This is a genomic window from Methylobacterium phyllosphaerae (assembly GCF_001936175.1).
GTDB lineage: Bacteria > Pseudomonadota > Alphaproteobacteria > Rhizobiales > Beijerinckiaceae > Methylobacterium > Methylobacterium fujisawaense.
In genome coordinates this window covers 4,759,299-4,781,915 of record NZ_CP015367.1, presented here as the reverse complement: position 1 = coordinate 4,781,915, position 22,617 = coordinate 4,759,299, and the positions used below count along the sequence as shown (strand labels likewise).

At 70.1% G+C, this 22,617-nt stretch carries 30 protein-coding genes; 14 read left to right on the top strand and 16 right to left on the bottom strand.

The window, feature by feature from the left end; all coding sequences use genetic code 11:
* Positions 1–29 precede the first annotated feature (29 nt).
* From MCBMB27_RS21835 to MCBMB27_RS21825, 3 genes are read left to right on the top strand one after another with little or no spacing between them, the layout of a single operon-like run.
* Positions 30–449, top strand: coding sequence for a DUF2141 domain-containing protein (locus tag MCBMB27_RS21835; RefSeq protein ID WP_043350167.1), 420 nt, complete (start codon positions 30–32; stop codon positions 447–449).
* 4 nt (positions 450–453) lie between these two features.
* A complete protein-coding gene (locus MCBMB27_RS21830) occupies positions 454–1,431 on the top strand; it encodes an ABC transporter ATP-binding protein (RefSeq protein WP_043350168.1) in 978 nt (325 codons plus the stop codon).
* Positions 1,428–2,636: an ABC transporter permease gene (locus tag MCBMB27_RS21825; protein WP_043386036.1), complete on the top strand. Its 1,209-nt coding sequence runs from the start codon at positions 1,428–1,430 to the stop codon at positions 2,634–2,636. Before MCBMB27_RS21830 ends, MCBMB27_RS21825 begins: the two co-directional genes overlap by 4 nt.
* 32 nt (positions 2,637–2,668) lie before the next feature.
* Here the strand turns inward: MCBMB27_RS21825 and MCBMB27_RS21820 are convergent, their stop codons facing one another.
* Entirely contained in the window at positions 2,669–3,121 is a 453-nt protein-coding gene (locus tag MCBMB27_RS21820) for a cache domain-containing protein (RefSeq protein ID WP_236952780.1), read from the bottom strand.
* Positions 3,122–4,085: 964 nt separating this feature from the next.
* Between MCBMB27_RS21820 and MCBMB27_RS21810 the strand changes: the two genes are divergently transcribed.
* From MCBMB27_RS21810 to MCBMB27_RS21795, 4 genes are all read left to right on the top strand, one after another.
* Entirely contained in the window at positions 4,086–4,928 is an 843-nt protein-coding gene (locus MCBMB27_RS21810) for a type 1 glutamine amidotransferase (RefSeq protein WP_043760158.1), read from the top strand.
* A gap of 105 nt (positions 4,929–5,033) precedes the next feature.
* Positions 5,034–6,563, top strand: a complete 1,530-nt coding sequence (locus MCBMB27_RS21805) for a phytoene desaturase family protein (RefSeq protein ID WP_043760156.1) — start codon at positions 5,034–5,036, stop codon at positions 6,561–6,563.
* Positions 6,564–6,658: 95 nt separating this feature from the next.
* On the top strand, positions 6,659–7,417 hold the full coding sequence (locus MCBMB27_RS21800; protein WP_075381265.1) for a lysophospholipid acyltransferase family protein: 759 nt from the start codon (positions 6,659–6,661) through the stop codon (positions 7,415–7,417).
* Between the two features lie 67 nt (positions 7,418–7,484).
* Entirely contained in the window at positions 7,485–8,621 is a 1,137-nt protein-coding gene (locus tag MCBMB27_RS21795) for a glycosyltransferase family 2 protein (RefSeq protein WP_075381264.1), read from the top strand.
* 45 nt (positions 8,622–8,666) lie between these two features.
* On the opposite strand, the gene MCBMB27_RS21790 is transcribed toward MCBMB27_RS21795, so the two are convergent.
* The 3 genes from MCBMB27_RS21790 to cutA all read right to left on the bottom strand — a co-directional run bounded on the left by MCBMB27_RS21790 (position 8,667) and on the right by cutA (position 10,305).
* The gene (locus MCBMB27_RS21790; RefSeq protein ID WP_236952779.1) at positions 8,667–9,254 is read right to left on the bottom strand and encodes a cupin domain-containing protein; all 588 of its coding nucleotides are present in this window, start codon (positions 9,252–9,254) and stop codon (positions 8,667–8,669) included.
* A gap of 84 nt (positions 9,255–9,338) precedes the next feature.
* Complete coding sequence (locus tag MCBMB27_RS29765) at positions 9,339–9,818, bottom strand: hypothetical protein (RefSeq protein ID WP_139231579.1); 480 nt, start codon at positions 9,816–9,818, stop codon at positions 9,339–9,341.
* A 133-nt stretch (positions 9,819–9,951) separates the two neighbouring features.
* Positions 9,952–10,305: a divalent-cation tolerance protein CutA gene (gene cutA, locus MCBMB27_RS21785; protein ID WP_075381263.1), complete on the bottom strand. Its 354-nt coding sequence runs from the start codon at positions 10,303–10,305 to the stop codon at positions 9,952–9,954.
* Between the two features lie 143 nt (positions 10,306–10,448).
* On the opposite strand from cutA, the gene MCBMB27_RS21780 reads away from it, so the two are divergent.
* A complete protein-coding gene (locus MCBMB27_RS21780) occupies positions 10,449–11,216 on the top strand; it encodes an NAD kinase (protein WP_043350190.1) in 768 nt (255 codons plus the stop codon).
* Between the two features lie 2 nt (positions 11,217–11,218).
* Positions 11,219–11,701, top strand: coding sequence for a GNAT family N-acetyltransferase (locus tag MCBMB27_RS21775; RefSeq protein ID WP_043761689.1), 483 nt, complete (start codon positions 11,219–11,221; stop codon positions 11,699–11,701).
* Positions 11,702–11,713: 12 nt separating this feature from the next.
* Here the strand turns inward: MCBMB27_RS21775 and MCBMB27_RS21770 are convergent, their stop codons facing one another.
* The 6 genes from MCBMB27_RS21770 to MCBMB27_RS21745 form a co-directional block, all read right to left on the bottom strand.
* Positions 11,714–11,914: a hypothetical protein gene (locus MCBMB27_RS21770; protein WP_043350192.1), complete on the bottom strand. Its 201-nt coding sequence runs from the start codon at positions 11,912–11,914 to the stop codon at positions 11,714–11,716.
* Positions 11,915–11,949: 35 nt separating this feature from the next.
* Positions 11,950–12,318, bottom strand: coding sequence for a DUF6481 family protein (locus MCBMB27_RS21765; protein WP_043350195.1), 369 nt, complete (start codon positions 12,316–12,318; stop codon positions 11,950–11,952).
* Positions 12,319–12,441: 123 nt separating this feature from the next.
* Entirely contained in the window at positions 12,442–12,651 is a 210-nt protein-coding gene (locus MCBMB27_RS21760) for a cold-shock protein (protein ID WP_010683690.1), read from the bottom strand.
* Positions 12,652–13,021: 370 nt separating this feature from the next.
* Positions 13,022–14,149: a beta-ketoacyl-ACP synthase gene (locus tag MCBMB27_RS21755; RefSeq protein WP_075381262.1), complete on the bottom strand. Its 1,128-nt coding sequence runs from the start codon at positions 14,147–14,149 to the stop codon at positions 13,022–13,024.
* Positions 14,150–14,156: 7 nt separating this feature from the next.
* The gene (locus tag MCBMB27_RS21750) at positions 14,157–14,636 is read right to left on the bottom strand and encodes a 3-hydroxyacyl-ACP dehydratase FabZ family protein (RefSeq protein ID WP_043350198.1); all 480 of its coding nucleotides are present in this window, start codon (positions 14,634–14,636) and stop codon (positions 14,157–14,159) included.
* Positions 14,637–14,658: 22 nt separating this feature from the next.
* Positions 14,659–14,967, bottom strand: coding sequence for an acyl carrier protein (locus tag MCBMB27_RS21745; RefSeq protein WP_010683687.1), 309 nt, complete (start codon positions 14,965–14,967; stop codon positions 14,659–14,661).
* Positions 14,968–15,269: 302 nt separating this feature from the next.
* Between MCBMB27_RS21745 and MCBMB27_RS21740 the strand changes: the two genes are divergently transcribed.
* Positions 15,270–16,388: an AI-2E family transporter gene (locus MCBMB27_RS21740; protein WP_043350201.1), complete on the top strand. Its 1,119-nt coding sequence runs from the start codon at positions 15,270–15,272 to the stop codon at positions 16,386–16,388.
* A 13-nt stretch (positions 16,389–16,401) separates the two neighbouring features.
* Here the strand turns inward: MCBMB27_RS21740 and MCBMB27_RS21735 are convergent, their stop codons facing one another.
* Positions 16,402–16,905, bottom strand: a complete 504-nt coding sequence (locus tag MCBMB27_RS21735; RefSeq protein WP_075381261.1) for a thermonuclease family protein — start codon at positions 16,903–16,905, stop codon at positions 16,402–16,404.
* 209 nt (positions 16,906–17,114) lie between these two features.
* Here MCBMB27_RS21735 and MCBMB27_RS21730 point away from each other — a divergent pair, with 209 nt between their 5' ends.
* Positions 17,115–17,375: a hypothetical protein gene (locus MCBMB27_RS21730; RefSeq protein WP_075381260.1), complete on the top strand. Its 261-nt coding sequence runs from the start codon at positions 17,115–17,117 to the stop codon at positions 17,373–17,375.
* A 46-nt stretch (positions 17,376–17,421) separates the two neighbouring features.
* Here MCBMB27_RS21730 and MCBMB27_RS21725 read toward each other — a convergent pair whose 3' ends face one another.
* A complete protein-coding gene (locus MCBMB27_RS21725) occupies positions 17,422–18,102 on the bottom strand; it encodes a L,D-transpeptidase (protein ID WP_043349444.1) in 681 nt (226 codons plus the stop codon).
* A gap of 171 nt (positions 18,103–18,273) precedes the next feature.
* Between MCBMB27_RS21725 and MCBMB27_RS21720 the strand changes: the two genes are divergently transcribed.
* Positions 18,274–18,714, top strand: a complete 441-nt coding sequence (locus MCBMB27_RS21720; RefSeq protein WP_075381259.1) for a VOC family protein — start codon at positions 18,274–18,276, stop codon at positions 18,712–18,714.
* Here the strand turns inward: MCBMB27_RS21720 and MCBMB27_RS21715 are convergent, their stop codons facing one another.
* Positions 18,715–19,158 carry a cyclic nucleotide-binding domain-containing protein gene (locus MCBMB27_RS21715; RefSeq protein WP_043349450.1) on the bottom strand — a complete coding sequence of 148 codons (444 nt, stop codon included), beginning with the start codon at positions 19,156–19,158 and terminating at the stop codon, positions 18,715–18,717.
* A gap of 79 nt (positions 19,159–19,237) precedes the next feature.
* Here MCBMB27_RS21715 and MCBMB27_RS21710 point away from each other — a divergent pair, with 79 nt between their 5' ends.
* Positions 19,238–20,053, top strand: coding sequence for a thioredoxin domain-containing protein (locus MCBMB27_RS21710; RefSeq protein WP_236952778.1), 816 nt, complete (start codon positions 19,238–19,240; stop codon positions 20,051–20,053).
* Between the two features lie 18 nt (positions 20,054–20,071).
* Here MCBMB27_RS21710 and MCBMB27_RS21705 read toward each other — a convergent pair whose 3' ends face one another.
* Positions 20,072–20,278, bottom strand: coding sequence for a hypothetical protein (locus MCBMB27_RS21705; protein WP_053609227.1), 207 nt, complete (start codon positions 20,276–20,278; stop codon positions 20,072–20,074).
* A 243-nt stretch (positions 20,279–20,521) separates the two neighbouring features.
* Here MCBMB27_RS21705 and MCBMB27_RS21700 point away from each other — a divergent pair, with 243 nt between their 5' ends.
* Positions 20,522–20,710 carry a con-10 family general stress protein gene (locus MCBMB27_RS21700; RefSeq protein ID WP_043349455.1) on the top strand — a complete coding sequence of 63 codons (189 nt, stop codon included), beginning with the start codon at positions 20,522–20,524 and terminating at the stop codon, positions 20,708–20,710.
* A 147-nt stretch (positions 20,711–20,857) separates the two neighbouring features.
* On the opposite strand, the gene MCBMB27_RS30635 is transcribed toward MCBMB27_RS21700, so the two are convergent.
* Entirely contained in the window at positions 20,858–21,439 is a 582-nt protein-coding gene (locus MCBMB27_RS30635; RefSeq protein ID WP_236952777.1) for a hypothetical protein, read from the bottom strand.
* A gap of 249 nt (positions 21,440–21,688) precedes the next feature.
* Positions 21,689–22,492, bottom strand: coding sequence for a response regulator (locus MCBMB27_RS21690; RefSeq protein WP_043349459.1), 804 nt, complete (start codon positions 22,490–22,492; stop codon positions 21,689–21,691).
* Positions 22,493–22,617: the final 125 nt, after the last annotated feature.

Sequence of the window (22,617 nt, the reverse complement as noted above, 5' to 3'; positions counted from 1 at the left end):
GGAGACACGGCCGCGGGCCGACAGGCCGCGTGACGATCGCCCTGTCGGCTTGGCTCTGCGCCGCAGCCCTGCCCGTCTCGGCCGCCGCCGTTCAGGTCGAGGTCGACGGGATCGAGCCGGGCGGCGGTCAGGTGCGCGTGGCGCTCTGTCAGGGCGGTCTTTCGGAGACGTCGTGCCTGCGGGGCGACGACTCGCCGGCGACGGCCGACCGGGCGCTGTTCACCTTCCGGGACGTTCCGCCGGGGACCTACGCGGTTGCGGCCTATCAGGACGCCAACGGCAACGGACGCCTCGACCGGACCGGCCTCGGCCTGCCGCTGGAGCCCTACGGCTTCTCGGGCGCCGTCGGGCGCCGGGCGCGGCCCGATTTCGCCGAGGCGGCCTTCGCCCTGCGGGAACCGGGCGCCGCCCTGCGGGTGCGCCTTGGCCGTGCCCTTCCGAGACGGTGAGACGATGGAGGGCCCCCTCGTCAGCCTCGTGGACGTCGGCCTCGACCTCCGCGGGCGACGGGTCCTGGACCGGGTCGATCTTGAGCTCGGGGCCGGCGAGACCCTCGCGCTGCTCGGGCCGAACGGGGCCGGCAAGTCCTCGCTGATGCGTCTCGTCGCGGGGCGGTTGTGTCCGAGCGCGGGATCGGTGCGCGTGGCCGAGGCGGACCCCTATCGCGCGGGACGCGCACGCCGCGCCATCGGCTGGGTGCCGCAGGAGATCGCCCTCTATCCCCGGCTGACCGTCTCGGAGAATCTCGGCGTCTTCGGGCAGCTCGCGGGGGTTGCCCGACGCGACCGGAAGGCCGCCGTGGAGGCCGCCCTGACCATGGCCGACATCGCCGACGTGGCCCGACGCCCGGTGGGCGTCCTGTCGGGGGGATATCGGCGCCGGGTCAACATCGCGGCGAGCCTGATGAACCGGCCCCGGCTGGTTCTCCTCGACGAGCCGACCAGCGGCGTCGACCTCGCCGCCCGGGCCGCGATCCACGCGGTGCTCGACCGCCTGAAGGCCGCCGGCACCGCGATCCTGATCGCCACGCACGACTTCGCCGAAGCGGAGCGCCTCGCCTCCCGGGTTGCGTTCCTGGCCCAGGGTCGGGTCGTGCGCGCCGGCCGGCTCGCCGATCTGCTCGCGCAATTGCGCACGGGCGCCCCCGAGCGGGAGCTGAGCCTCGCCGTCCCGGCGACGGGACCGGCCGAGGGTGTGCTACGCCGGGCCGGGTTCGCGCCCGCCGAGGCGGGAGGCCTCGTCTGGCGGTCCGTCGAGCGCTCCGGCCTCGACGGCGCGGCCCTGCTCGGCGCGCTGCGCGCCCAGGGCGTTCCCGTGGCCGAGATCCGGGTTCGGGCGCCACGGCTGGAGACGCTCTACCTCGACGCCCTCCGGCCGCGGGAGCTGACGGATCCCGCGGCCACGCCGCTCCGGGTCGGTGCAGCCGGATGATCGCCGCCGCCTTCCGCGTGATGCTCCTGACCCTCCTGCGCGACCGGGCCGCGCTGGTGATGGCCTTCGTGCTGCCGACGGTGATCTTCTCAATCTTCGCGGCCATCTTCTCCGGGGCGATCGGCGACCGGATCCGCATTCATCTCGGACTGGCCGATCTGGCCCACACCGCCGCCACCGAGCGCCTCGCCGACGCCCTCGCGGCCGATCCCTCGCTGCGCGTGACGCGCCTGCCCGCCACCGACATTGCCGCCGTGGCGCAGGCGGTTCGTGCGGGCGAGGTCGACGTGGCGCTGGTCCTGCGCGGCGACCTGATCGCCGCGCCTGCGGAAGCCGCATCCGGGTCTGTCGATCAACCGGTGGTGCTGGTGGAGAACCCCGCCAAGGCGTTGGCGACGCCGATTGCCCTGGGCCAGCTCCAGCGGGTCCTGAACGAGGCGCTGCCCGACGTGGTCCTGTCGCGGATCGTTGCCGACGTCGAGCGCACGGGCAAGATCGGCCCCGACGAGCGCCGCTTCCTCGACGAGGCCTTCGCGGAGCAGCGGGCCAAGAAGGAGCCGTTCAGCTTCGCCGCCCTGGTGGAGCGGCGCAGCACCGCCGCTGGCAGCGCCAATGCGCGGGTGAGCTACTATGCCGGTGCGATCACAGCGGTGTTCCTGCTCTTCGCCGCGATGCAGGGCGCGATGTCCCTGGTCGAGGAGCGCGAGACGGGCCTCGCCGAACGGCTGATGGCCGGTCCGGGCGGCCTGCCGGTGGTCGTGCTCGGCAAGTTCGCCTTCCTGACGCTGCAGGGTCTCGTCCAGGCCGGGCTGATCTTCCTGGCCGCCGCGCTGCTCTACGGAGTCGAGATCGGGCCGCACTGGCCGGCCTTCCTGGCCACCTGCCTGCTCGTCTCGGCGATGGCCGCCGGCCTCGCGCTCGCTGCCTGCGCGCTGGCTGGCTCGCGCCAGCAGGCGCACCTCGCCTCGACCTTCGGAGTGCTGCTGCTCTCGGCGGTGGGAGGCTCCATGGTTCCGCGTTTCCTGATGCCGCCCTGGCTGCAGCAGGCCGGCTGGCTCACCCCCAATGCCTGGGCGATCGAGGCGTATCAGAGCGCGCTCGGCGAAGGGTTCTCCGCCGCAGCGCCGTCGCTCGCGGTGCTGGGCGCGCTGACGCTCTGCGGGCTCGGCCTCGCCCTCACCCTGGCGGCGCGGCGGACCGTGTAGGGCAGCCATCGGGCGCGCGGATCGGACCCGCGTTACTCGACGTAGACGCCCGCACCGATGACCGCGTCCGAACCGGCGACGTGCGTCGCGCAGACGTAGCTCCATTTCACGGTCGGGACGGACTGACCGGGCTTCGGGAACATGTAATCGACCCAGCCGGAACCGAAGCGGTCCACAACCTCGATGAAGTCCCTGTGGAACTGCTTCCGGTCGGCGTCGCGCTCGTCGAGAAGATCATGCCCCTCGCGGTTCGGATGCGCGGCATTGAACAGCACGATCCCCTTCATGTCGATGACGAACAGATAGACGTCCCCGTAGCGCCAGACGCTACCTTTCCGTCTGAACTCTCCGAATGCCCCGGCGCCGCGGTCTTCCAACGCCTCGGCCGCCCGGTTCACCAGGGCCTCGATCTCGGCCGCCTGATGGACGGGCGGAGTCGAGCGTGTCCGGAATGCGGGAAGCGTCAGGCCGATCACGAGCAACACCGGCCATATCAGCAGGGCTCTCCACATGTGGTCGCCTCACCGATTGAATCTGAGACGTCCCAGGCGATCCCGAGACGATCACGGCGCGCTGCGCCACGGCGATCCGCCCAAGGCGGCAGGCACGCCGAACTGCAGGTGCGGCCGCAGCACCGTCTCCAGCCCCGCCTGCCCGGAGAGGGGATGGCTGCGGGAGTCCGGCCGAACGGATATCGGAGGGTCCGCGCTCGACCCGTCAGGATCTTGCCGGGAGCCCTCCGAGGTCATCGGATAATCCCGCCCCGTGCGCGTTGCCGAGGCGCGGACTTCGCCGACATGGCCGTGCCCCCTGAGAGCACAGCCGGTCCGCCTTCCGGAAACCGGCCGGCCCACGGCATCGGGCAGCGTCGCGAAGGCGAGGCAATTGCCGTTCAGCTCGATCATCGAATGACGGTCGTCGATCGCGGCACGCCTCGGCACGACCGTCCTGCGAGACCCCGCGCAGGCGCCCGCCTGCGCCGCGCGACGGACGGCCTCCGTGTCTTGGACGAGGAGACCCCACCCCTCTCGGACACAGAGTTCGACCCCTGTGAAATCCGGCATTTCGCCCTCCAGCATAGCCCGATTTCAGTAATGATCCGACCTAATATAAATCGTATGCGGGATAATGCGCATCATTCATTTGGATGCGCCAACGAATAAATAATATTCGACAGCCCGAGGGATGGGCGGGAGCTCCGTCCCTTGGCCCGACCCTTGGCCCGTGCCGAGACCCGCGCCAAGACCCGTGCGCTCGGCATCCGTCACACCGTGGTCGTTGCCCTGTGCGTCCGGCCGGGGGCGCTTCGACCCGGTCGCCTGCGACGGGCTCCGGGAGCCGCTCCGGGCTGCGGCATGCTCGGCCCGCGACGATCCGCGCCGTTTCCCCGCGGCTCCGCGAGGGCACATGCAGCTTCCCCGCCGCACGGCCCCGCTCAACGGAACTCCCATGCTCCGCCTGCTCATCGCCGACGGCAACGACCGCGCGGCCCGGGACCGGCACGTCGCGGCCACCGGCCGAACCTCGGCCGAGTCCTACGCGGCCGTGGTCCGGGATCTTCGGCCGGAGATCAGCTGCCATCTCGTCAGCCCCGCCGATGCCGACGCCACCCTCCCGGCGACCCTCGCGGATGTCGACGGCGTGATCTTCACCGGCTCGACGCTCAGAGTTTCCGAGGGCACGCCCGAGGTGAGGCGGCAGCTCGTGCTGATGCGGGCCGCCCTGGACGCGGGGCTGGCGATCTTCGGATCGTGCTGGGGCGTGCAGGTCGCCGCCACGGTGGCGGGCGGGCGGGCCGCCGAGAACCCGCGCGGGCCGGAATACGGCTTCGCCCGCTCCATTACCCCGACCGAGGAGGGCCGGACCCATCCGCTCCTCGCCGGCCGGCCCGCCACGTGGGACGCCCCCGCGATTCACGCGGATGCGGTGCTCCAACCGCCGCCGGGCGCCCGCGTGCTTGCCGGGAACCGGATCCTCGGCATCCAGGCGATCGAGATCCGCCAGGGGGACGGATGGTTCTGGGGGACGCAGTATCATCCCGAACTCGACCTGGACGAAGTCGCCGCGATGCTCCGCCTGTGCGACACGGCCATCGTCGCGGCGGGCCTCGCGGAGGATCCGGAGACGGTGGCGGCCTATGCCGACGAGATCGCAGGCCTTCAGACAGGCGAGCCCACAGCCGTGCGCCGGCTCGCATGGCGCCACGGATTGGGGCCGGAAGTGCTGGAGGCGGATCGCCGCCGCCGCGAGATCGGCAACTTTCTGACCCGGCTGTCCACAGGTGAGGATTGACCGAATGCGGCCGCGACCGGGTGGCGCGTTGACCCGCACGACCCCGGGGCTAGCTTCGCTGTCGCGGGTCACGTTCGTGGAAGGCCCGGGGAGCGACCCATCAGGATGAGCCAGGATTCAACGGTGGCCGTTATTGGCAGCGGACTCGGCGGTCTGGCGGCCGCGTGTGTCGCTTCCGCGCGGGGACACCGCGTGACGGTCTACGACAAGAACGGCTGGCTCGGCGGAAAGGCGGCGGTGCTCCATGAGGGCGGCTTCCGCTTCGACATGGGCCCGACCATCCTGACCGTGCCGCGGGTGCTGGAACGGATCTTCGCGGAAGCCGGCCGCTCGGTCCACGACTACATGGATCTGCGCCGCCTCGACCCGCAATGGCGGTGCTTCTTCGATGACGGCACCCAGATCGACCTGATGCAGGACGTCGAGCGGATGGCCGGCGACATGGAGCGCTTCGCGCCCGGCACCGGCGAGGGCTACAAGAAGTTCCTCTCGATCTCGGAACACCTGCACGGCGTCTCGGAAAAGTTCTTCTTCTGGAAGCCGGTCGAAGACCTGTTCGACACGATCAACATCCGCGCCAACATGAACCCGGGCACGCTGCGCGACGTGCTCTCCCTGCGCATGCACGCCTCCGTCGCCTCGACGATCCGCGGCAAGGTCAAGGACGCCCGGCTCGCGCAGATGCTCGACCACTTCGTGCAATATGTCGGCTCCTCGCCCTACGGCGCGCCGGCGGTGCTCTGCGCCATCGCGCACATGCAGACCGCCGACGGCGTCTGGTACCCGATGGGCGGCACCCGCGCCGTGGCGGAGGGGCTGGCGAAGCTCGCCCAGGAACTCGGCGCCACCTGCAAGACCGACACCGAGGTGACCGGAATCGAGACCGCGAACGGCGCCGTCCGGGGCGTGCGGACCGCCCACGGCGTCACGCCCTTCGACGCGGTGATCTCCAACATGGATTCGGTCCGCACCTACCGCGAACTCGTCGGCGGCGAAGCGGCCAAGGTCTACGCCAAGAAGAACCCCGAGCCGGCCTGCTCGGGCGTGGTGCTCTATCTCGGCCTGAACAAGCGCTACGAGCACCTGAACCACCATGACTTCGTCTTCTCCCGGGATCCGGAAGAGGAGTTCGACTACATCTACAACAAGGGCGAGCCGGCCCCCGACCCGACCGCCTATCTGGCGGCGCCCTCCTCCACCGATCCGAGCGTGGCGCCGGAGGGTGGCGAGGCGCTCTACGTCCTCGTGCATACGCCGTATCTGCGCCCGCACCACGACTGGCGTCCGGACGGACCGCTGTTCCAGAATTACCGCCGGACGATCCTCGACAAGCTCAAGCGCACCGGCGGCATGCCGGACCTGGAGGAGCGCATCGTCGTCGAGCGCCACCTGACGCCGCAGGACATCCACGAGCGTTACAAGGTGCTGAACGGCGCGATCTACGGTCTCGCCTCCCACGGGCGGGTGATGGGCGCATTCAAGCCTGGAAACCGTTCGCGGCAGGTGCGCGGCCTCTACCTCGCGGGGGGCGCCGCCCATCCGGGGCCCGGCATGCCGATGGTGATGATGTCGGGCTGGATCGCCGCCGACGCGCACGACCAGGACGCCCGCGGCGCCCTGCGCGCCTCGGCGTGACGGCGACGCCGCCACCTCCCGCCTCCGTCCCGGGGGGCGAGAGAGGTACGCGCGGCGCCCCCTTGCCCCCGATCTCGCCCGGAATCCGCGCCTTCATGGTGGCGTGGTTCGAGCGCTATATGCACCGCCACCTCGACGCCGTGCGGCTGCCCCTCTGGAGCACACCGCCGGCGACGAGCCATCCGGGCGCGATCGTGGTCTATTGCAACCACCCGGCGTGGTGGGACGCCGCGCTGATCGTCGTGCTGGCCGGCCGCCTCTATCCGGAGCGATGGAGCCGCGCCCCGTTCGACGCCGCGATGCTGGCGCGCTACCGGATCTTCGAGCGGATCGGCGCCTTCGGGGTCGACCTGGAGAGCCCGCGCGGGGCGGCGCAGTTCCTCACGGCCGCCCGGTCGATCCTGGCGTCCTCCGACGGCATGCTCTGGATCACCGCACAGGGCCGTTTCGCGGATGCCCGCGCACGGCCGCTGGCCCTGAGGCCCGGCGTGGCACGGCTCGCCGAGATCGCCCCCGACGCCCTGTTCGTTCCCCTCGCCGTGGAATACACCTTCTGGGACGAGCGCGGCGCCGGCGCCTTCGTGGCCTTCGGTCCCGGGATCGGCGGATCCGAACTCGCCGCGCTTCCGCGAGACCAGCGGCTCGCGCGCCTGGAATCCGACCTGACCGCGACCCTCGACCGTCTGAGCGCCGATGTGATCAGCCGGGAACCCGGACGCTTCCGCACCCTGGTCTCCGGCCGAAAGGGCGTCGGCGGCCTCTACGATCTGTGGCGACGCGTGGCGGCCCGGCTCTCCGGGCGACGCTTCGATCCGGCGCATCGCGCCGCGGGCGGCCAGGATCGCGCCGGATGACCCCTTCCGCTCGCGCCCGGCCCCGTACGATCCCAGGTCGAGACCCGACACCAGCGCGGCGCGGACGATGACCGATTCGATCCTCACGGCCCTGGCCCTGCTCTGCCTGGTCACCGCCCTCCTGCCGGCCGTGCTGGCGGCGGTGAATCTCGCGGCTCTGCGCCGGCCCATGCCGGAGACCGGGACGGGCCTGGTCTCGATCCTGATCCCGGCACGCAACGAGGCCGGCAACATCGACGCCACCGTGCGGGCGGCGCTCGCCAGCACATCGGTTCCGGTGGAGGTGATCGTCGGTGACGATCATTCCACGGACGCGACCGCGGAGATCGTGCGCGCCGTCGGCGATCCGCGTCTGCGCCTCGTCTCGGTGCCGGCCCTTCCCGAAGGCTGGACGGGCAAGAACCACGCCTGCAGCCATATGGCCGGCCTCGCCCGCGGCGACCACCTGCTGTTCCTGGACGCCGACGTGCGCCTCGAGGCCGAGGCCGCGGCTGCCGTGGCGGCCCAGGCCCGCCGCACCGGCGCGGCGCTCGTCAGCGGCGTACCCCGGCAGCGCACGGACACGCTCGGCGAGATGCTGACCGTCCCGATGATCGACTTCCTGCTCCTCGGCTTCCTGCCGGTGCCGCTGATGCGTCGCCTGCCGGACCCGTCGCTCGGCGCGGCCTGCGGTCAGCTGATCTTGGTCGATCGTGCGGCCTACACGGCCGTCGGCGGACACGCTGCGATCCGCAGGTCCCTCCATGACGGCGTCCGCCTGGCCCGCCTCTTCCGTGCCGCGGGCTACCGGACGGATCTCGTGGCCGCCGCCGCGCTGGCAACATGCCGGATGTACGATGGCTTCACCCAAGCCTGGGCCGGCTTCTCCAAGAACGCCCACGAGGGCATGGCCACGCCCCGCGCCCTTCCGGTCTGGACGCTCCTGCTCGGCTGCGGCCAGGTCCTGCCGCCGCTCCTCATCCTGGCCGGCCTGCTCGGGCTGGTGCCCGCCTCCGCCCTGGCCCTGGCCGCCCTGGCCTTGGCCCTGTCGCTGGCGACCCGGACGGCCGTCACGGTGGCGGTCCGGGCACCCTGGGCGACGATCCCGCTCCACCCGGCGGCGGTCGCGGTGGCCCTGGCGATCCAGTGGAACGTGCTCCTGCGCCGCGAGCGAGCCGGCGCGGCCACTTGGAAGGGGCGCAGCTATCCCGTGAGCGGCGGCTGACCCGCGCAGGCCGACGGAAGGCCACCGCCGGCCCGGATCACGCGTTCAGGGCTGGCACGGGTTGGTGTTGCGGGCCTTTCCGGAAGACGGCTTCAGCGAGACGATGAGCTGAACGTTCGGCACATCGCCGACCTGCCGGGTCAGGTGCCCGACATGGCCCTCCTCCCCCTGCGGCGTCGATCCCATGTCGGCGTTGAACTCCACCTCGCCGGGTCCCTGCTCGAGCACGCTCCCGTCGGTGGCCTCCACCGACCAGCGGCCCGACAGGGTGATCACCCATTGCGGCCCCGGCGCCGTGTGCCACGTGCCGACATAGCCGACGGGCAGGACCGCATACTTGATCGACGCCACCTCCCCCGGCGGAAAGCCGACGTATTGCGGCGCTGCTGGAGGCGCGTAGCTCTTGAAGATGAAATTCTTCAGGTCACAGTATTGGACATGGCTGTGACCCTTGTCGTCGGCATAGAGAACCCCGTACCGCAAGGCGGGCGGATCGGCTGAGGCGAGACCGGCCGGACCGGACGGCGCCGCCTCGATGGTCATCAACGGTTCCTTCTTCGGATCGCCGGCCGCCTGAACATTCAGGGCGCCCATGACCGACATCAGCAGAGCCGCAGCGGCGCGGTCTGCCATCCTGAACCATCCCATGGTTTCCCCTCGGCTTTGTCTCGGGCGCGACGCGCGCCGCAGCCCATTAAAATCGGCCGCCAGATTTTCTCAATCTTTTTCCCGTGCAACGACCTTCCGATGCTTTTCTTTATCCGAAACATCGATCTTTAATCTCGAACCTTTGCATGCAAACTTAGATCTGTTCACGACGCCGAGAAGCAAGTCAAAGGAAATACCCGGATGCACGCGCTCCATGCGGCGTCCGACGGCGCAGGGGTCTTGTCCACAGACGCCCGACAGCGAGGCCGGCAACCTGACGGGTTCGGCTCCGATCCGCGGCCGCAGATCGGGGCGAAGATCGCTCATCGCCCACAGACCGCCAGATGCAGGATCCGGTCGGAGGCTCAGATGGATCCGACGGCTTCGGATGCCGGGCTCCCCATCGCGGGATACGCCTCGTCGTGGCTCGCAGCGCACGACCGCGCGCGCCCGGCTTGCAGCGCAGCGGCAGCCGTCCTGTTCGCCGGAGCGACGGCGGCTCTTGTCACCTTCGCCGGCAACAGCCTGCTCGGTGCCGGCATGGTCCATCGCCGCAACGCGGCGCCGAACCGCCCGGTCGTCCTGGCGCCGGTGCGTTCGTCCGGATCGGTGCCAAAGCGGTGTTCGCCCGGGTGCGGTGATCGCACAACGGTTTGTCGTGCCGCGGGCTCGGCCTATTGGATCAGGCCGACTGGGGCTCTGCTCCGGCCGAGCCGTCCGGCTGCGTTTCCGCCAGGATCCAGGCGGTGGTGTCGGCGTCCGCGCCGGCGACCGGCAGATGCAGGATGATCGGCGTGTCGTAGGGATGTCGCGCCTTCAGGGCGGCCGTCAGTGCGTCGGCGAGACCCTCGCGGCTCTTGAGAAGGGCCGCGACCTCCGCGCCGCGCTCGACGGCGCCCTTCCAGCTGTAGACGGATTGCATGCCCGGCATCACGTTGATGCAGGCGATGAGACGCTCGCGGACCAGGGCCTCGCCGATATTCAGCGCAGAGGCGAGGTCGGGAAAGGTGGTGTAGACGAGGAGCGGACGCTCCATGCTATGCCTCCGATTGCGCATGTGCCGTCAGAGTGAGGCCCATGCCAAGCCAGGACGTCAACCGGGCGGTTCGCTCATCAGACTGGAGCCGTGACGTGAACCCTGAGGCGATTTTGACGCGCCTGCGCGGCTGCGCCTGAGCCATGGCGCTCTTCCAGAAGATCGCCTTCGTGGCGAGTCCGACCGGCCATGCCCGCGAGGCCGCCGCCGCCCTGATGCGTCGCTACGATCACGTCCCGCCCGAGGAGGCGGACGTCGTGGTGGCGCTCGGCGGTGACGGCCTGATGCTGCAGGTGCTCCACCGCTTCATGGACAACCCGAAGCCGATCTACGGGATGAACCGCGGCACGGTCGGCTTCCTGATGAACGAGTTTCGCGACGACGACCTTCTGGAGCATCTGGAGACGGCGCATCGCAGCGTCATCCACCCACTGGTGATGGACGTCCTCGACACCGAAGGCCGCTCTCACCGGGCGCGGGCGATCAACGAGGTCTATCTGCTGCGCCAGACCCACCAGACCGCCAAGCTGAAGATCGCCGTCGACGGCAACGTCCGGCTCGACCTGCTGATCGCCGACGGCGTACTCGTCGCCACTGCGGCGGGCTCGACCGCCTACAACCTGTCGGTCGGCGGCCCGATCCTGCCTCTGGACGCCAAGCTGCTGGCACTGACGCCGATCTCGGCCTTCCGCCCCCGGCGCTGGCGCGGCGCGCTCCTGCCGGATTACGCCCGCATCCGGATCGACGTGCTCGACGCGCCCCACCGCCCGGTGGCGGCGGTCGCTGACCACACCGAGTTCCGCCGCGTCTGCACCGTGGAGACATCCCTCGACCGCGCCACCGAACTCGTGCTGCTCCACGATCCCGGCCACAGCCTCGACGAGCGCATCCTGCGAGAGCAATTCGGGTGAGCCTGGACATCAGACCCGCGCGAGCGACCGATCACGCGGCGATCACCCGCATCATCGTGCCGACCATCCGGGCGGGAGAGACCTATGCGCTCGACCGCGACCTCGGCGAGGCCGAAGCCCTCGCCTACTGGACCGGACCGGACCGCGAGACCTTCGTGGCGGAGGAAGCGGGGACCGTGGTCGGCACGTATTACCTGCGCGCCAATCAGGCGGGCGGAGGCGCCCACGTCGCCAATTGCGGATTCATGACGGGGGAGGCCGCGATCGGCCGCGGAATCGCCCGCGCCCTGTGCGCGCATGCCCTCGATCGGGCGCGGACGCGCGGTTTCACGGCGATGCAGTTCAACTTCGTGGTCAGCACCAACGTCCGGGCCGTCCGGCTATGGGAAAGCTTCGGCTTCGCCGTGGTCGGACGGCTGCCGGGCGCCTTTCGACACCCGGACCTCGGGCCGGTCGATGCGCTGGTGATGTTCCGGACGCTCTGAGGTGCGCCCGGATCAGGGCTGCGCAGCCGCGACGAGGTCGCCTTCGCGGATCGCCCGCTCGCCGGCCTTCGTGCGGATCCGGTAGCTCGGCTCGCCGGTCTGATCCTGCGGCATGAGCCGCAGGACCTCGAACACCTCGACCTCGCCCGCTTCGCCGGGGGTCCCGAGCCGGGGCCGGCAGACACGCTGGCCGATCTTGAACTTGTGGGACATGCCGGGCTCCTGGAGGGTGTTGCCGCTGCCGCGCCTCAGCGCTTCTTCTGCGCTTTCGCCTTGCGGGCGAGATAGCGAGCGTCGCGCTGGGCCTTCTGTTCGGCCTGGAGAGCCTTGGCGCGCTCCTGCGCGGCCAGCTGCTCGGCGTGCTTGCGCTCGATTTCCGCGAGACGCTCGGCCTCGGCCAGGGCAGCGGCGCGCTCGAGCTCGGCCTGACGCTGGGCGGCGCGTTCGGCCGCACGGGCCTCGCGGGCATCGACCACGGCGCGGCGGGCGGATTGGCGGGCCAGGACCGTGGGATCATCGGCAGACGGGCGCGCCCGGAACCGGGCCAGCATCTCGGACCGCGCCTTCGCAGCGGTCTCCAGACGATCGACGACACCCTGATTCTTCAAAAAGCTCACAGACACTCCTGGATCGGGCACGGCGAAGGCCGTCGCCCACGAGAGAAAGGCAAGGAAAGAGAATGCAGATACGAAGAAGCCGCTCCAAGGGAGCGGCTTCGACAGAAACGCCTAGGACGGCGATCAGGCCGTCTGGAGCTGACCGGCGGACTGCTTGCCGCTGCGACGGTCGGTCTCCAGCTCGTAGGAAACCTTCTGGCCTTCGTTCAGGCTGCGCAGGCCGGCGCGCTCGACGGCCGAGATGTGAACGAACACGTCCTTGCCGCCGTCATCCGGCTGGATGAAGCCGTAGCCCTTGGTCTCGTTGAACCACTTGACGGTTCCGGTGCTCATGGAAGTCCTTGATCTTCGCAGGCATAGTGAGGAATGGCACCCGCTCATGCGAGAAGGCGCCGGCATCGACCGATAGCGATAGGAAAGTCAGAACCGCCCTGCGAAGGCGTAACGGTCCAAGATATCCGGACACGTGCCGATACGGCTTAAATAAACCGCCGGCGGTTTTTTGGCAAGCGCAGGGAAATATTTCACCCGGCAACAGGCCCGCCGATGCGGGAAATTCTCAGCGGAAAATGCGGTTGAGCAACGCCAGAACGGCCGCGAGAACAACGAGATAAGGGAGTTCAATGCGGCGTGGGCGCATGAAGTCTGTGGTTACGGCCGCACGAACTAGCGCCGTCGGCACGCAGGCACCGGACGGGCTTGCTCAGGCCGGAACGAGGCGCAGAACACCCTCGCCGCGCCGATGGCCGACGGCGGTCACGGCGACCTCGCGGGCGCTGCCGCCGGCGACGAGGGCGGCCCCGAGCGCCGTTCCGAAGGGTGCCGCCACTTCGAGCCCGTGCCCGATCACGTCCCCGAGGGCGCGCAGCCGCGCGCCGGGCGCGAGACGGGCCAGCGCAGCGTGCTCTTCCGCGGTGATCGGCGCGACTCCGGTGGCACCGGACAGGACGTGATCGGGGCCCGAGAGGCCGGCCTGTCGCCAGAGAGCCTCGAGGCTGTCGGCGACGCTGCCAGGCGTGCGCCGGGTCCGGTCGCTCGCCACCGTCTCAAGCCGGGCCAGGGCACGGGCACCGCGGGCGGCCGCATGCGCAGCCGATTCCAGCATCAAGAACGCTGCGCAGCTACCGAGGATGAAGCCGCCCGCCTCGCCGCGCGCGAAGACCGGGCGGTAGGCGTCGCGGGCGAGGTAGCCGCCCATCTCGTGGATGACCAGAACGTCCGGCCGCTCGGCGCTGTAGGAGCCGCCGACCAGGATCGCATCGATCTGGCCCGAAGCCACCCGCGCCTGGGCGATCCGCAGGGCGTCGACCCCGGCGGACTCCTCGCCCATGAAGGTGCGCGAGGCGCCCGTCACCCCGTGCACGATGGCGATGTTGCCGGCGAGCAGGTTCGAGAGCTGAGCGAGGAACAGCGTCGGCCGGAGGTCGTTCTGCAGCCGCTCGTTCAGGTAGGCGCCCGGATCGGCGGCGTCCCGCAGGCCCGTGAGGATCGCCCCGTCCGCCGCGTAATCGCGCTCGCCGCCGCCCGCCGCCACGACGAGATGGAGCGCCTGCTTGAAGGCGGCCTCATCCTTCACGCCCGCGGCGTCGAGGGCGAGGCCGGCGGCGTAGACGCCGAGCCGCTGCCAGGCCTCCATCTGCCGCTGGTCGCTGCGCTTGGGAATCTGGCCGTCCCAGGCGATCGCCGGCGCCGGATGCACCGGGTAGGGCGCAAAGGTCTCGCTATCCGTGCGCGGAGCCGCCTCCCCGGCGAGGGCGGCCAAGTGGGCGTCGACGCCTTCACCCGCGCAGGAGACGAGGCCGAGGCCGGTGACGACGACGGGGCGGCTCATGGCTGACTCAGGGCTCGCGTTCGGCCGGCGCCGAATCGGGAAACAGGCCGATCGTCCGCGCCCGCTCGCGCATCGGCGCGTCGAGGCCGTCCGGGAACGGCATGGTGCGGAAGCGCAGCTCCGCGTCGCACAGCGCCTTGCCGTCGTGGCTGATCGCCGCCTTGGTGACCGCGTAGCCCGAGCCGTCATGCTCCAGGTGCGCCGTGACGAGGAGGTCCGCCCCGGGGCCCACGAAGGACCGGAAGCGGGCCTTGTCGACGCCGGTTAGGAACGGCATCCGGGCGAAGTCGAGATGGGCAAGCACAAGGTAGCCGGAGGCCTGCGCCATCGTCTCGGTGAGGAGGACGCCCGGCACCAGGGGATGGCCGGGGAAGTGCCCTTCGAAGACCGGGCTGGCCATGGGCACCCGGGCGAGCGCCTCGATGCGGCCGGCGGCCCGATCGAGGAGCCGCACGGAGTCGATCATCTCGAAATATTCGAGGCGCATGATGGGTCGGATCGGCCTGCGTTCAGACCTTGGCGGCCTTCTCGGCCACGAGGCCGTCGATGCGCGCGCAGAGGTTCTTGAGGACAAAGTACTCCTCGGCCGGGACCTTGCCCTCGTTGACCTCCTGGGTCCAGCGCTCGAGCGGCAGCTTGATCCCGAAGGCCTTGTCCACCGCGAAGGCGATGTCGAGGAAGGCGAGGCTGTCGATGCCGAGGTCGTCGATGGCGTGGCTCTCGGGCGTGATCTTGTCCCGCGGGATGTCGGCGGTCTCGGCTATGATGTCGGCCACGCGCTCGAAGGTGGCGCTGCCGTGGGCGGGCTCGTCGGACATGTCTTCTCGCGGGCTGTTCGAATTCCGGATCGGTCGTGCGGGAGCCCCCTCGCCGCCCGGGCGGCCCGGCGGAAACGCCCCGTGCGGCCACCCTACGCGTATACGGGCCCTCGTACGTGGCCCCGTCGAATGGCGGCGACCTCTACACGAGGGTGTCAGGGGCGGCAACCGCGGCGCTTCCCCGGCGTTTCAGCGCCTGTCCACAAGCGTGCGCCGCCGGGTGCGCGGACGCGCATGTGCGCCGATCGCGCCGACCCTAGCTTGACGGCGAGAGGACCGCGCGTCCTCAGGAGAACAGACGGATGCCACCGATCACCAAGCCCGCCGCTCCGCCGGCGCGGATCGAGACGCCACCCCTCCCGCCACAGGAGCGGGCGCGCTCCCAGGGTGCGGCTCGCGTCCTGCTCGTGCTGACCCTGTCGGCCCTGGGTCTCTGGATCCTGCACGAGTTCCTGCCTGCGCTGGCCTGGGCGGTGGTGCTGGCGATCGCCCTGTGGCCAGTCTACACGCGGCTGGAGCACCGCTTCCCGCCGGGGAAGCACAACATCCTGCTGCCCACGCTGATGACGGCGGCGGTGGCGCTGGTCTTCCTGGCGCCGCTGGCGATCCTCGGCGTCCAGGCCGCCCGCGAGGCCCACGACGTGGCCGAGTTCGTCCGCAATGCCGAGGCGAACGGCATCCCGGCGCCGGAGTTCCTCCAGCACCTGCCCTACGGCGCCGCGCAGGCGACTGCGTGGTGGAACGACAATCTCGGCCACGCGCAGGCGGGCTCGGACCTGCTGCGCCGGTTCGAGAACAATTCCGTGCTCGGGGCGTCGCGCAATGTCGGCCGCGAGGTGGTGCACCGGATCGTGCTGTTCGGCTTCAGCCTCGTGGCCCTGTTCTTCCTGTTCCGCGACTGGCGGACGGTGCGGGACCAGTCGCTGACCGCCTGCCACCGGCTGTTCGGCCCGCGCGGCGAGCGCGTCGCCCGCCAGATGGTGGCCTCCGTGCACGGCACCGTCGACGGGCTCGTGCTGGTCGGGCTCGGCGAGGGCTTCGTGCTGGGGATCGTGTACCACTTCGCGGGGGTGCCCCACCCCGTGCTGCTCGGCGCCTTCACGGCGGTCGCGGCGATGATTCCGTTCGGAGCCGCCGTGGCCATCGCCATCGCGGCGCTTCTTCTGGTGGCGGCGGGTTCGGTGACGGCGGCTTTGGTGGTGGCTGCGGCGGGTTTCGTCGTGACCTTCGTCGCCGACCATTTCATCCGGCCGGCCCTGATCGGCGGCACGACGAAACTGCCCTTCCTGTGGGTACTCCTCGGCATCCTCGGCGGCGTCGAGACCTTCGGGCTGCTCGGCCTGTTCGTCGGCCCGGCGGTGATGGCCGCCCTGGTCCTGCTGTGGCGGGAATTCACCGAGGGGCAGGACGCGACGGCCTGAGCCGCCGGACCCGCTAGTCGGCCGCGCTCGCCCCGGCCGTGGCCTCGACCCGGCGCCGATCCTGGCGCCAATCGGCCGGCTTCTCGAAGGTGCCGGCCCAGATGCCGCGGCGGGTCGCCCAGGCGTGCCCCTCGTGGCGGACATAGGTGGGCGTCACGTGGCGGCTGGCCAGCGCCAGGCCCTGGCCGACCATCCAGGCGGACAGATCCTCGCCATGGACATGGCAGATCCCGGTGACACGCCCGGCGACGGCTCCCTCCCGCCGCTCGCAGGTGACGACGCCGCCGTCGATCCGCGCGCGCAGGGCCTGCGCGGCCTCGCGGCCGCAGCGATATTCCAGGCCCTTGGCGCTCTCGCAGCTCTGCGCGGTCTCGGGGGCGTCGATGCCGTACAGGTGGATGCGCGTCCCCTGCACCTCGATCGTGTCGCCGTCGATCACGGTCGCCGGACCGCTGATCGTCCCGGCCGCGGCCGCAGGGCCGCACAGGAGGAACAGGGCAAGCATCGGTCTGATCATCACGGAACTGTCCACGCGGGAGGCAAGGCGTCGAAGAAAAGCGGTGTGAGGGCCGTCACGCTGCACGACCAATGTGGCGAATTTGTCGGGCGACCGGAGGATCGGCGCTTCCCCGGCGCCGACTTTCTCCCGTCGTGGTTGCGAAAGCGTTCCGACCCTGCGCGCCGGCTGCGCCACGGAACGGCGCCCCGGAGCCGTCGTTGTATCGCATGAGCTTTCTCAAGACCCTGCTCGCCGGCGTGGCCCTGAGCGCGGCCCTTCTCACCTGGATCGGCCTCGCGATCGGGCCGGAAGGACCGGCCGCCCGTACGAGCCCGGGGCTGACCACGGCCGCGGTCCTGGCGAGCGACGGCATGGTACGGGACGGCGCCCCGCGTGACCCGGCGCTGGATCGTGAGGGTCTCGGCCGTCTCGCGCGCCATGCCTCCGAAGAGGCGCGCGACGCCGCTTCTTTGAGGCCGGCCGGCTGACCGCCGCCTTTGCGCAGCGCAGCCGACGTCGGGGAAGCCAGACCGATCAGGTCCGATATTGGCCGTTGCGCTTGACGAGAACGCGGGTTCCCACCGGCACGCGCTCGTAGAGGTCCGCGATGTCTTCGTTCAGCATCCGGACGCAGCCCGACGACATCTGCTCACCGATGCTCCAGGGCTCGTTGGTGCCGTGGATCCTGAACAGGATGTCGCGGTTGCCCTGGTACAGGTAGAGCGCGCGGGCACCGAGCGGGTTGTCGACGCCGCCCTTACGGGTTCGTGGCAAGTCGGGATGGAGCGAGACCATCGTGGCCGTCGGGCTCCAATCCGGCCAGACACCCTTGCGCCCGACCCGGGCCTCGCCCTTCCAGGAGAAGCCCGCTTTGCCGACGCCGACGCCGTACTGCATCGCCGTGCCATCGGCCTGAACAAGGACAAGCTGGCGCTTGTCGATGTCGACGACGATGGTGCCGGGTTGCTCGGGGCCGTTGTAGCTGACCTGCTGCCGGCGATATTTGGGGTCGAGCCGCTGGGTATCGACGAGGGGAATGTCGAAGGGCTTGTCGGGCTTTGCGCCGATGTACCAAGCGGATTCGTCGTCCTGCGCGACCTGGACCGGACGGGTCTGACAGGCCGCCAGCGGCGCGATCGCCACCACGGCGAGGAGGATCCGCGAGAGGGCGATCCGGCGCAGGCGGCTCCAGGCCGATGGAAGCGTGGCGATCATAGGTCCTGTCGTGCGGGATACGGTCGTCGCGCCATGCCTACCGCCTCAGCGCCCGTGACGATGTAGCTTTTCCGCCGCAGCGGATCGCGCGCGGGCGGCTCGCGCGGCCACGGTTGCGCCCTAATTCAGAATCGCGGCAACGCTCTATTGCGGCCGGCGCGGAGGTGAAGGATGCCCGAGACCCAAACTCTTCCGACCGAGGCGACGACCGCACCCGAGGTCCCGCTCAGCCCGGCGATACACCTCGACCACTGTGTGATCCACGTCAGCGACTGGGCCCGATCCAATGCCTTCTACCGGGATGTGGTGGGCGCCGAGATCATCGAGCGCGGCCCAGGCTTCGCCTACCGGTTCGGCGGCGTCCAGCTCAACTGCCATGGCCCTGGCGTCGAGGCGGTGCCCGTGGCGGCCAAACCCGTCCAGCCCGGCAACAGCGATCTGTGCTTCCGCTGGTCGGGTCCGATCGAGGCGGCGATCACGCATCTCGAGGCAGCCGGCATCGCTGTGGAACTCGGGCCGGTGGAGCGGCACGGCGCCGCGGGTCCCGGCCAGAGCGTCTATTTCCGGGATCCGGACGGGTCGCTCCTGGAATTCATCACTTACGCAGCGTGATCAGCCGCGGCTCTCGGCCAGCGCCTGATTGGTCTGCTCCAGCCGCAAGGCCAGGACGCGCATCAGGGCGATGCTGATCTGGGGAAACTGTGCCAGCAGTTCCAGGAAGACGCCCCGGTCGATGCGCAGGGCGGTCACCGCGGATTGCGCCGTCACGGTGGCGGACCGGGGCTGCTCGGCCAGGATGCCCATCTCGCCGACCAGGGCATCCTGGCCGAGCAACGCCAGCCGCACCGGGCCGGCGGGGCCATCGATGCTGACCTCCGCGGTGCCCGAGAGGATCACGTAGGCTGCATCCGCCACATCGCCGCGGGCGAAGAAGCGTTGCCCCGGCTCGAAATGCACCCGCTCGCTGGTGAAGGCCAGAAGCTTCAGGCGCGACGGTTCCACCTCGCGGAACAGCGGCACCTGCTTCAGGGAGGAAACCTCGGTGTCGAGGGTCATTCGGGGGCTCCGCGACGGGTCTCACGCCCAGGACGGCGGGGCCGGACGGGCCCGTATATCCATGCGGTTCGTCAGGCACTTGTCCAGCCCTGCACTGGACGCAACTTGGCGGTGTGGTCTCGGCGCCCTGCTGGCACTCGGCCTCATCCTGGGGTCGAAGCCGGCCGCAGCCCGGCTGGTCCAGGCCGATCTCGCCCGTGTCGCGGTCACGCCGCCCCCGGGGGCCCGCGTCCCGCTCGACCTTGCGGTCACCGATGCGCGCACCGGGCAGCCCACCACCCTGGGCAAGGCCCTCGACGGTCGGGCCGCCCTGCTGCTGCCGGTCGATTACACCTGCGGCAATGTATGCGACCCGATGGTGTCGATGTCGGTGGAGGCCCTCGCGGCGACAGGACTCGCGCGGGACGATTACGGGCTCGTCCTGGTCGGGATCGACCTGCGCGACGATCCCGCGGCCGCGCGCCGCATGCTCGCGGATACGCTGGGAGACCGGGATGCATCGGCCCGCCCCCGGGCGCTGATCGCCTCGGACACGGCCCTCGCGCGCCTCACCGGCGCCCTGGGCTATCAGGCCGTCTATGATGCCGGCACCGACAGCTTCGCCCATCCGGCGGCGGCCATTCTTCTCGCCGCCGACGGCCGGGTGGCACGGGTGCTGTCGCCCCTCGCCCTAACCGGGCGGGATCTCCGCCTCGCCCTGACCGAGGCCGGCGAAGGCCGGGTCGGCAGCCTCGCCGACCGGCTCACGCTGCTCTGCTACGGCTACGATGCCGCACGGGGTCTCTATACGCCGCTCATCCAGCGGATCCTGACGGGGGCCGGGATCGTCACCATCCTGGCGATCGCCCTCCTGATCGCCGCCCTGACCCGCCTCACGCATCGGCGGCAGGCTTGAGGGCGGCTTCGGCCCGGATCAGCGCTCGGTCGAGAGGCCCTGGCGCCCGGGAGCGGGCGCTTCGCGCTTGAGGCTGGCATTCAGATGGGGCGAGTCGGTGGGCTCCTCACGGGTGGTCGGCGTAGCGGAATCTTCCGGGGCCGGCATCGGCGGCATCGGCGGCGTGTTCGGCCGCTCCGTCGCCGTGCCCGGGGCAGGATCCTTGACCATGTTGCGGTTCGTCATGCGCGATACCCCATCTCATTCTGCGGTCGCACTGTCGCACCGCCTCCCGGACCAAGTCGCCGTGGCTCCGGTCATGCCGACACGGCCGCGGATGTCGACCAAGGTCGAACGTCGACCAACGCCCGACACAAGTCCGGGTTGCTGCCAAGCTTAGCTGGCGGAAGCTTGAGCAGGTCTCGGGATAGGAACCTTGGTTATTGCTGAAGGTTGTTGCGGGGTGAAGCGAAGCCTGAGGAGGAACTGATGGCATCCGGAAATTCGACCTCGAAGCGGGGCTTTGCCTCGATGAACCTCGAGCGGCAGCGCGAGATCGCCAGCAAGGGCGGCCGCAGCGTGCCGGCAGAGAAGCGGTCCTTTTCGCAGGATCGCGAACTGGCCTCGTCCGCCGGTCGCAAGGGCGGTCAGTCCACGGGGACAGGCCGGGCCGAGTGAGGCATCGGCTCACGCGTATCGCGTAGCGGCGCCGCGTCTTCGGACCGGCGCCGTTTTCGTTTCGGCAATGCCAACACGGCACACCAACGCAAAAGGCCCCGCCATGGTGACGGGGCCTTTTGCGTTACGGGATCCGGGGGGCAACGATCAGGAAATGCAACGCCCGGGGGTCATGCGGCGCGCCTCGGGCCCGACCAGGGAGCTCAGCGCCGTCTCGCAGCCTTCGCGGACCATACGCCGGGGCGGCTGACGCAGGATCGGCTTGATCTCCAGATCCTGGGCTTCCCCTGCCACCGGGGCAATCCGACCGTCGGCCTTCTGAACGCCCGCGACCCGCGTCGGGCTGAGCGCGATGGAGACCGGCCGCATCCCCGGCAGCGGAATCTGCGCCGTCTGGGCGGTGGGCACCGGGGGCACCCAACGATCCGCCGTGTCGCGCACGACCGGCTGGACGAGGACGGTGAGAAGAGCGGCAGGAGCACTCACGCCCAGGAGGAAACCAGACCGCAGCATTGCCCCGACCTCATGCGAGAGCTTGACAGGATGTTCGTATAACGCGCCCTGCAATCGCAGGTTCCTAGACTGTGACGCGCCTACGTATCCTGAGTATTCGATGACAGCCCGGCCGTTGGTGCGGCGGCGCACGCCCGCAATCCACACCATCCACATGTGGCCAAAAGGCCACCGCATCAGAAAAAGTGCGTTTGCTGGAACCTCCCGGTCCGGCATCCGTTTTCTCTGCACCCGGCCACCTGGTCCTCCCCGCATTCCCCTTGTGCATCGGCCGGATCCTTCGCGACGGGCTGGAGACTTCTCCGGCCCGTTTTTTTGCGCCTGCATCCGGGATGTCCGGGCCTCCGGCACGGACAACAAAAAACCCCGGCGCAAGCCGGGGTTTTCGTCGTCATCGAGGCTCGGAGGCGGCCTGGGACCGGTTCAGCCCGGCGAGAACCGCCGAGCCCGGCTCAGGCCGTCCTCTCAGGCCGTCTTGGCTTCGCGCCGACGGGCCGTCTGCTGGAAGAACAGCGCCTGGCTGATCACCGCCGAGACATTCGCCGGCTGGAAGGGCTTCGCGATGAGGAAGGCGGGCTCGGGACGCTCGCCGGTGAGGAACCGCTCCGGATAGGCCGTGATGAAGATCACCGGGACCTCGAAGGTCTTCAGGAGATCGTTCACGGCATCAAGACCCGAGGAGCCGTCGGCGAGCTGGATGTCCGCCAGGATCAGGCCGGGACGCTTACCCTCGCCGGCGATCTTGATCGCCTCGGTGCGGGTGCGGGCGACGCCGATGACATTGTGACCCAGACCCTCCACGAGGGCCTCGAGATCCATCGCGATCAGCGGCTCGTCCTCGATGATGAGGATCTCGGTCGCCATGTCGGCGGCCAGCTCGCGGCCGGCCTCGTCCACGAGGTCACGGACCTCGGAGACGTCGACGCCCAGGATGATGGCCGCATCTTCCTCGGAGAAGCCTTCGAGGCAGGAGAGCAGGAACGCCTGCCGCGGCAGCGGCGTGATCTGGCCGAGACGGACCTCCGCCGGCAGATCGTGCTGAACCTGCTCGCTGCGGCCGTTCACCGAGAGCGAATTCCAGATCCGCGTAAAGACACGGAACAGATCGGCCTTGATGTTGGTGCTCCGGCCGAGCGTGTCCGGTTCGTTGACGAGGGTCTCCAGGGTGGCGGCGACATACGCGTCGCCCGCCACTTGGCTACCCGTGAGCGCCCGCGCGTAGCGGCGCAGGTACGGCAGGTGCTGTACCACGAGTTGCGATGTCGACATTCGATCCCCTGTGCCTCGCCGTGTTGCCCGGCCGCGAACGCCTCGGTCCTTTACCGAAGTCCTGCCGGGGCCGGCTTGTGTCCTGCGCAGCCTACCGCCCAACGCGGAGGCCCGCACTCCGTTCC

Bases quoted from the DNA above. Each gene is read 5' to 3' on its own strand.
- MCBMB27_RS21790 (WP_236952779.1), bottom strand. From the start codon at position 9,254: ATGGCAGACCGCGCCGCTGCGGCTCTGCTGATGTCGGTCATGGGCGCC.
- MCBMB27_RS21750 (WP_043350198.1), bottom strand. From the start codon at position 14,636: ATGCGCCTCGAATATTTCGAGATGATCGACTCCGTGCGGCTCCTCGAT.
- MCBMB27_RS21735 (WP_075381261.1), bottom strand. From the start codon at position 16,905: ATGATCAGACCGATGCTTGCCCTGTTCCTCCTGTGCGGCCCTGCGGCC.
- MCBMB27_RS21780 (WP_043350190.1), top strand. From the start codon at position 10,449: ATGGCGCTCTTCCAGAAGATCGCCTTCGTGGCGAGTCCGACCGGCCAT.
- MCBMB27_RS21705 (WP_053609227.1), bottom strand. From the start codon at position 20,278: ATGACGAACCGCAACATGGTCAAGGATCCTGCCCCGGGCACGGCGACG.
- MCBMB27_RS21810 (WP_043760158.1), top strand. From the start codon at position 4,086: ATGCTCCGCCTGCTCATCGCCGACGGCAACGACCGCGCGGCCCGGGAC.
- MCBMB27_RS21795 (WP_075381264.1), top strand. From the start codon at position 7,485: ATGACCGATTCGATCCTCACGGCCCTGGCCCTGCTCTGCCTGGTCACC.
- MCBMB27_RS21700 (WP_043349455.1), top strand. From the start codon at position 20,522: ATGGCATCCGGAAATTCGACCTCGAAGCGGGGCTTTGCCTCGATGAAC.
- MCBMB27_RS21740 (WP_043350201.1), top strand. From the start codon at position 15,270: ATGCCACCGATCACCAAGCCCGCCGCTCCGCCGGCGCGGATCGAGACG.
- MCBMB27_RS21830 (WP_043350168.1), top strand. From the start codon at position 454: ATGGAGGGCCCCCTCGTCAGCCTCGTGGACGTCGGCCTCGACCTCCGC.
- MCBMB27_RS21760 (WP_010683690.1), bottom strand. From the start codon at position 12,651: ATGAGCACCGGAACCGTCAAGTGGTTCAACGAGACCAAGGGCTACGGC.
- cutA (WP_075381263.1), bottom strand. From the start codon at position 10,305: ATGGAGCGTCCGCTCCTCGTCTACACCACCTTTCCCGACCTCGCCTCT.
- MCBMB27_RS21800 (WP_075381265.1), top strand. From the start codon at position 6,659: ATGGTGGCGTGGTTCGAGCGCTATATGCACCGCCACCTCGACGCCGTG.
- MCBMB27_RS29765 (WP_139231579.1), bottom strand. From the start codon at position 9,818: ATGGACCATGCCGGCACCGAGCAGGCTGTTGCCGGCGAAGGTGACAAG.
- MCBMB27_RS21730 (WP_075381260.1), top strand. From the start codon at position 17,115: ATGAGCTTTCTCAAGACCCTGCTCGCCGGCGTGGCCCTGAGCGCGGCC.
- MCBMB27_RS21825 (WP_043386036.1), top strand. From the start codon at position 1,428: ATGATCGCCGCCGCCTTCCGCGTGATGCTCCTGACCCTCCTGCGCGAC.
- MCBMB27_RS21720 (WP_075381259.1), top strand. From the start codon at position 18,274: ATGCCCGAGACCCAAACTCTTCCGACCGAGGCGACGACCGCACCCGAG.
- MCBMB27_RS21715 (WP_043349450.1), bottom strand. From the start codon at position 19,158: ATGACCCTCGACACCGAGGTTTCCTCCCTGAAGCAGGTGCCGCTGTTC.
- MCBMB27_RS21745 (WP_010683687.1), bottom strand. From the start codon at position 14,967: ATGTCCGACGAGCCCGCCCACGGCAGCGCCACCTTCGAGCGCGTGGCC.
- MCBMB27_RS30635 (WP_236952777.1), bottom strand. From the start codon at position 21,439: ATGCCGGACCGGGAGGTTCCAGCAAACGCACTTTTTCTGATGCGGTGG.
- MCBMB27_RS21690 (WP_043349459.1), bottom strand. From the start codon at position 22,492: ATGTCGACATCGCAACTCGTGGTACAGCACCTGCCGTACCTGCGCCGC.
- MCBMB27_RS21770 (WP_043350192.1), bottom strand. From the start codon at position 11,914: ATGTCCCACAAGTTCAAGATCGGCCAGCGTGTCTGCCGGCCCCGGCTC.
- MCBMB27_RS21725 (WP_043349444.1), bottom strand. From the start codon at position 18,102: ATGATCGCCACGCTTCCATCGGCCTGGAGCCGCCTGCGCCGGATCGCC.
- MCBMB27_RS21755 (WP_075381262.1), bottom strand. From the start codon at position 14,149: ATGAGCCGCCCCGTCGTCGTCACCGGCCTCGGCCTCGTCTCCTGCGCG.
- MCBMB27_RS21805 (WP_043760156.1), top strand. From the start codon at position 5,034: ATGAGCCAGGATTCAACGGTGGCCGTTATTGGCAGCGGACTCGGCGGT.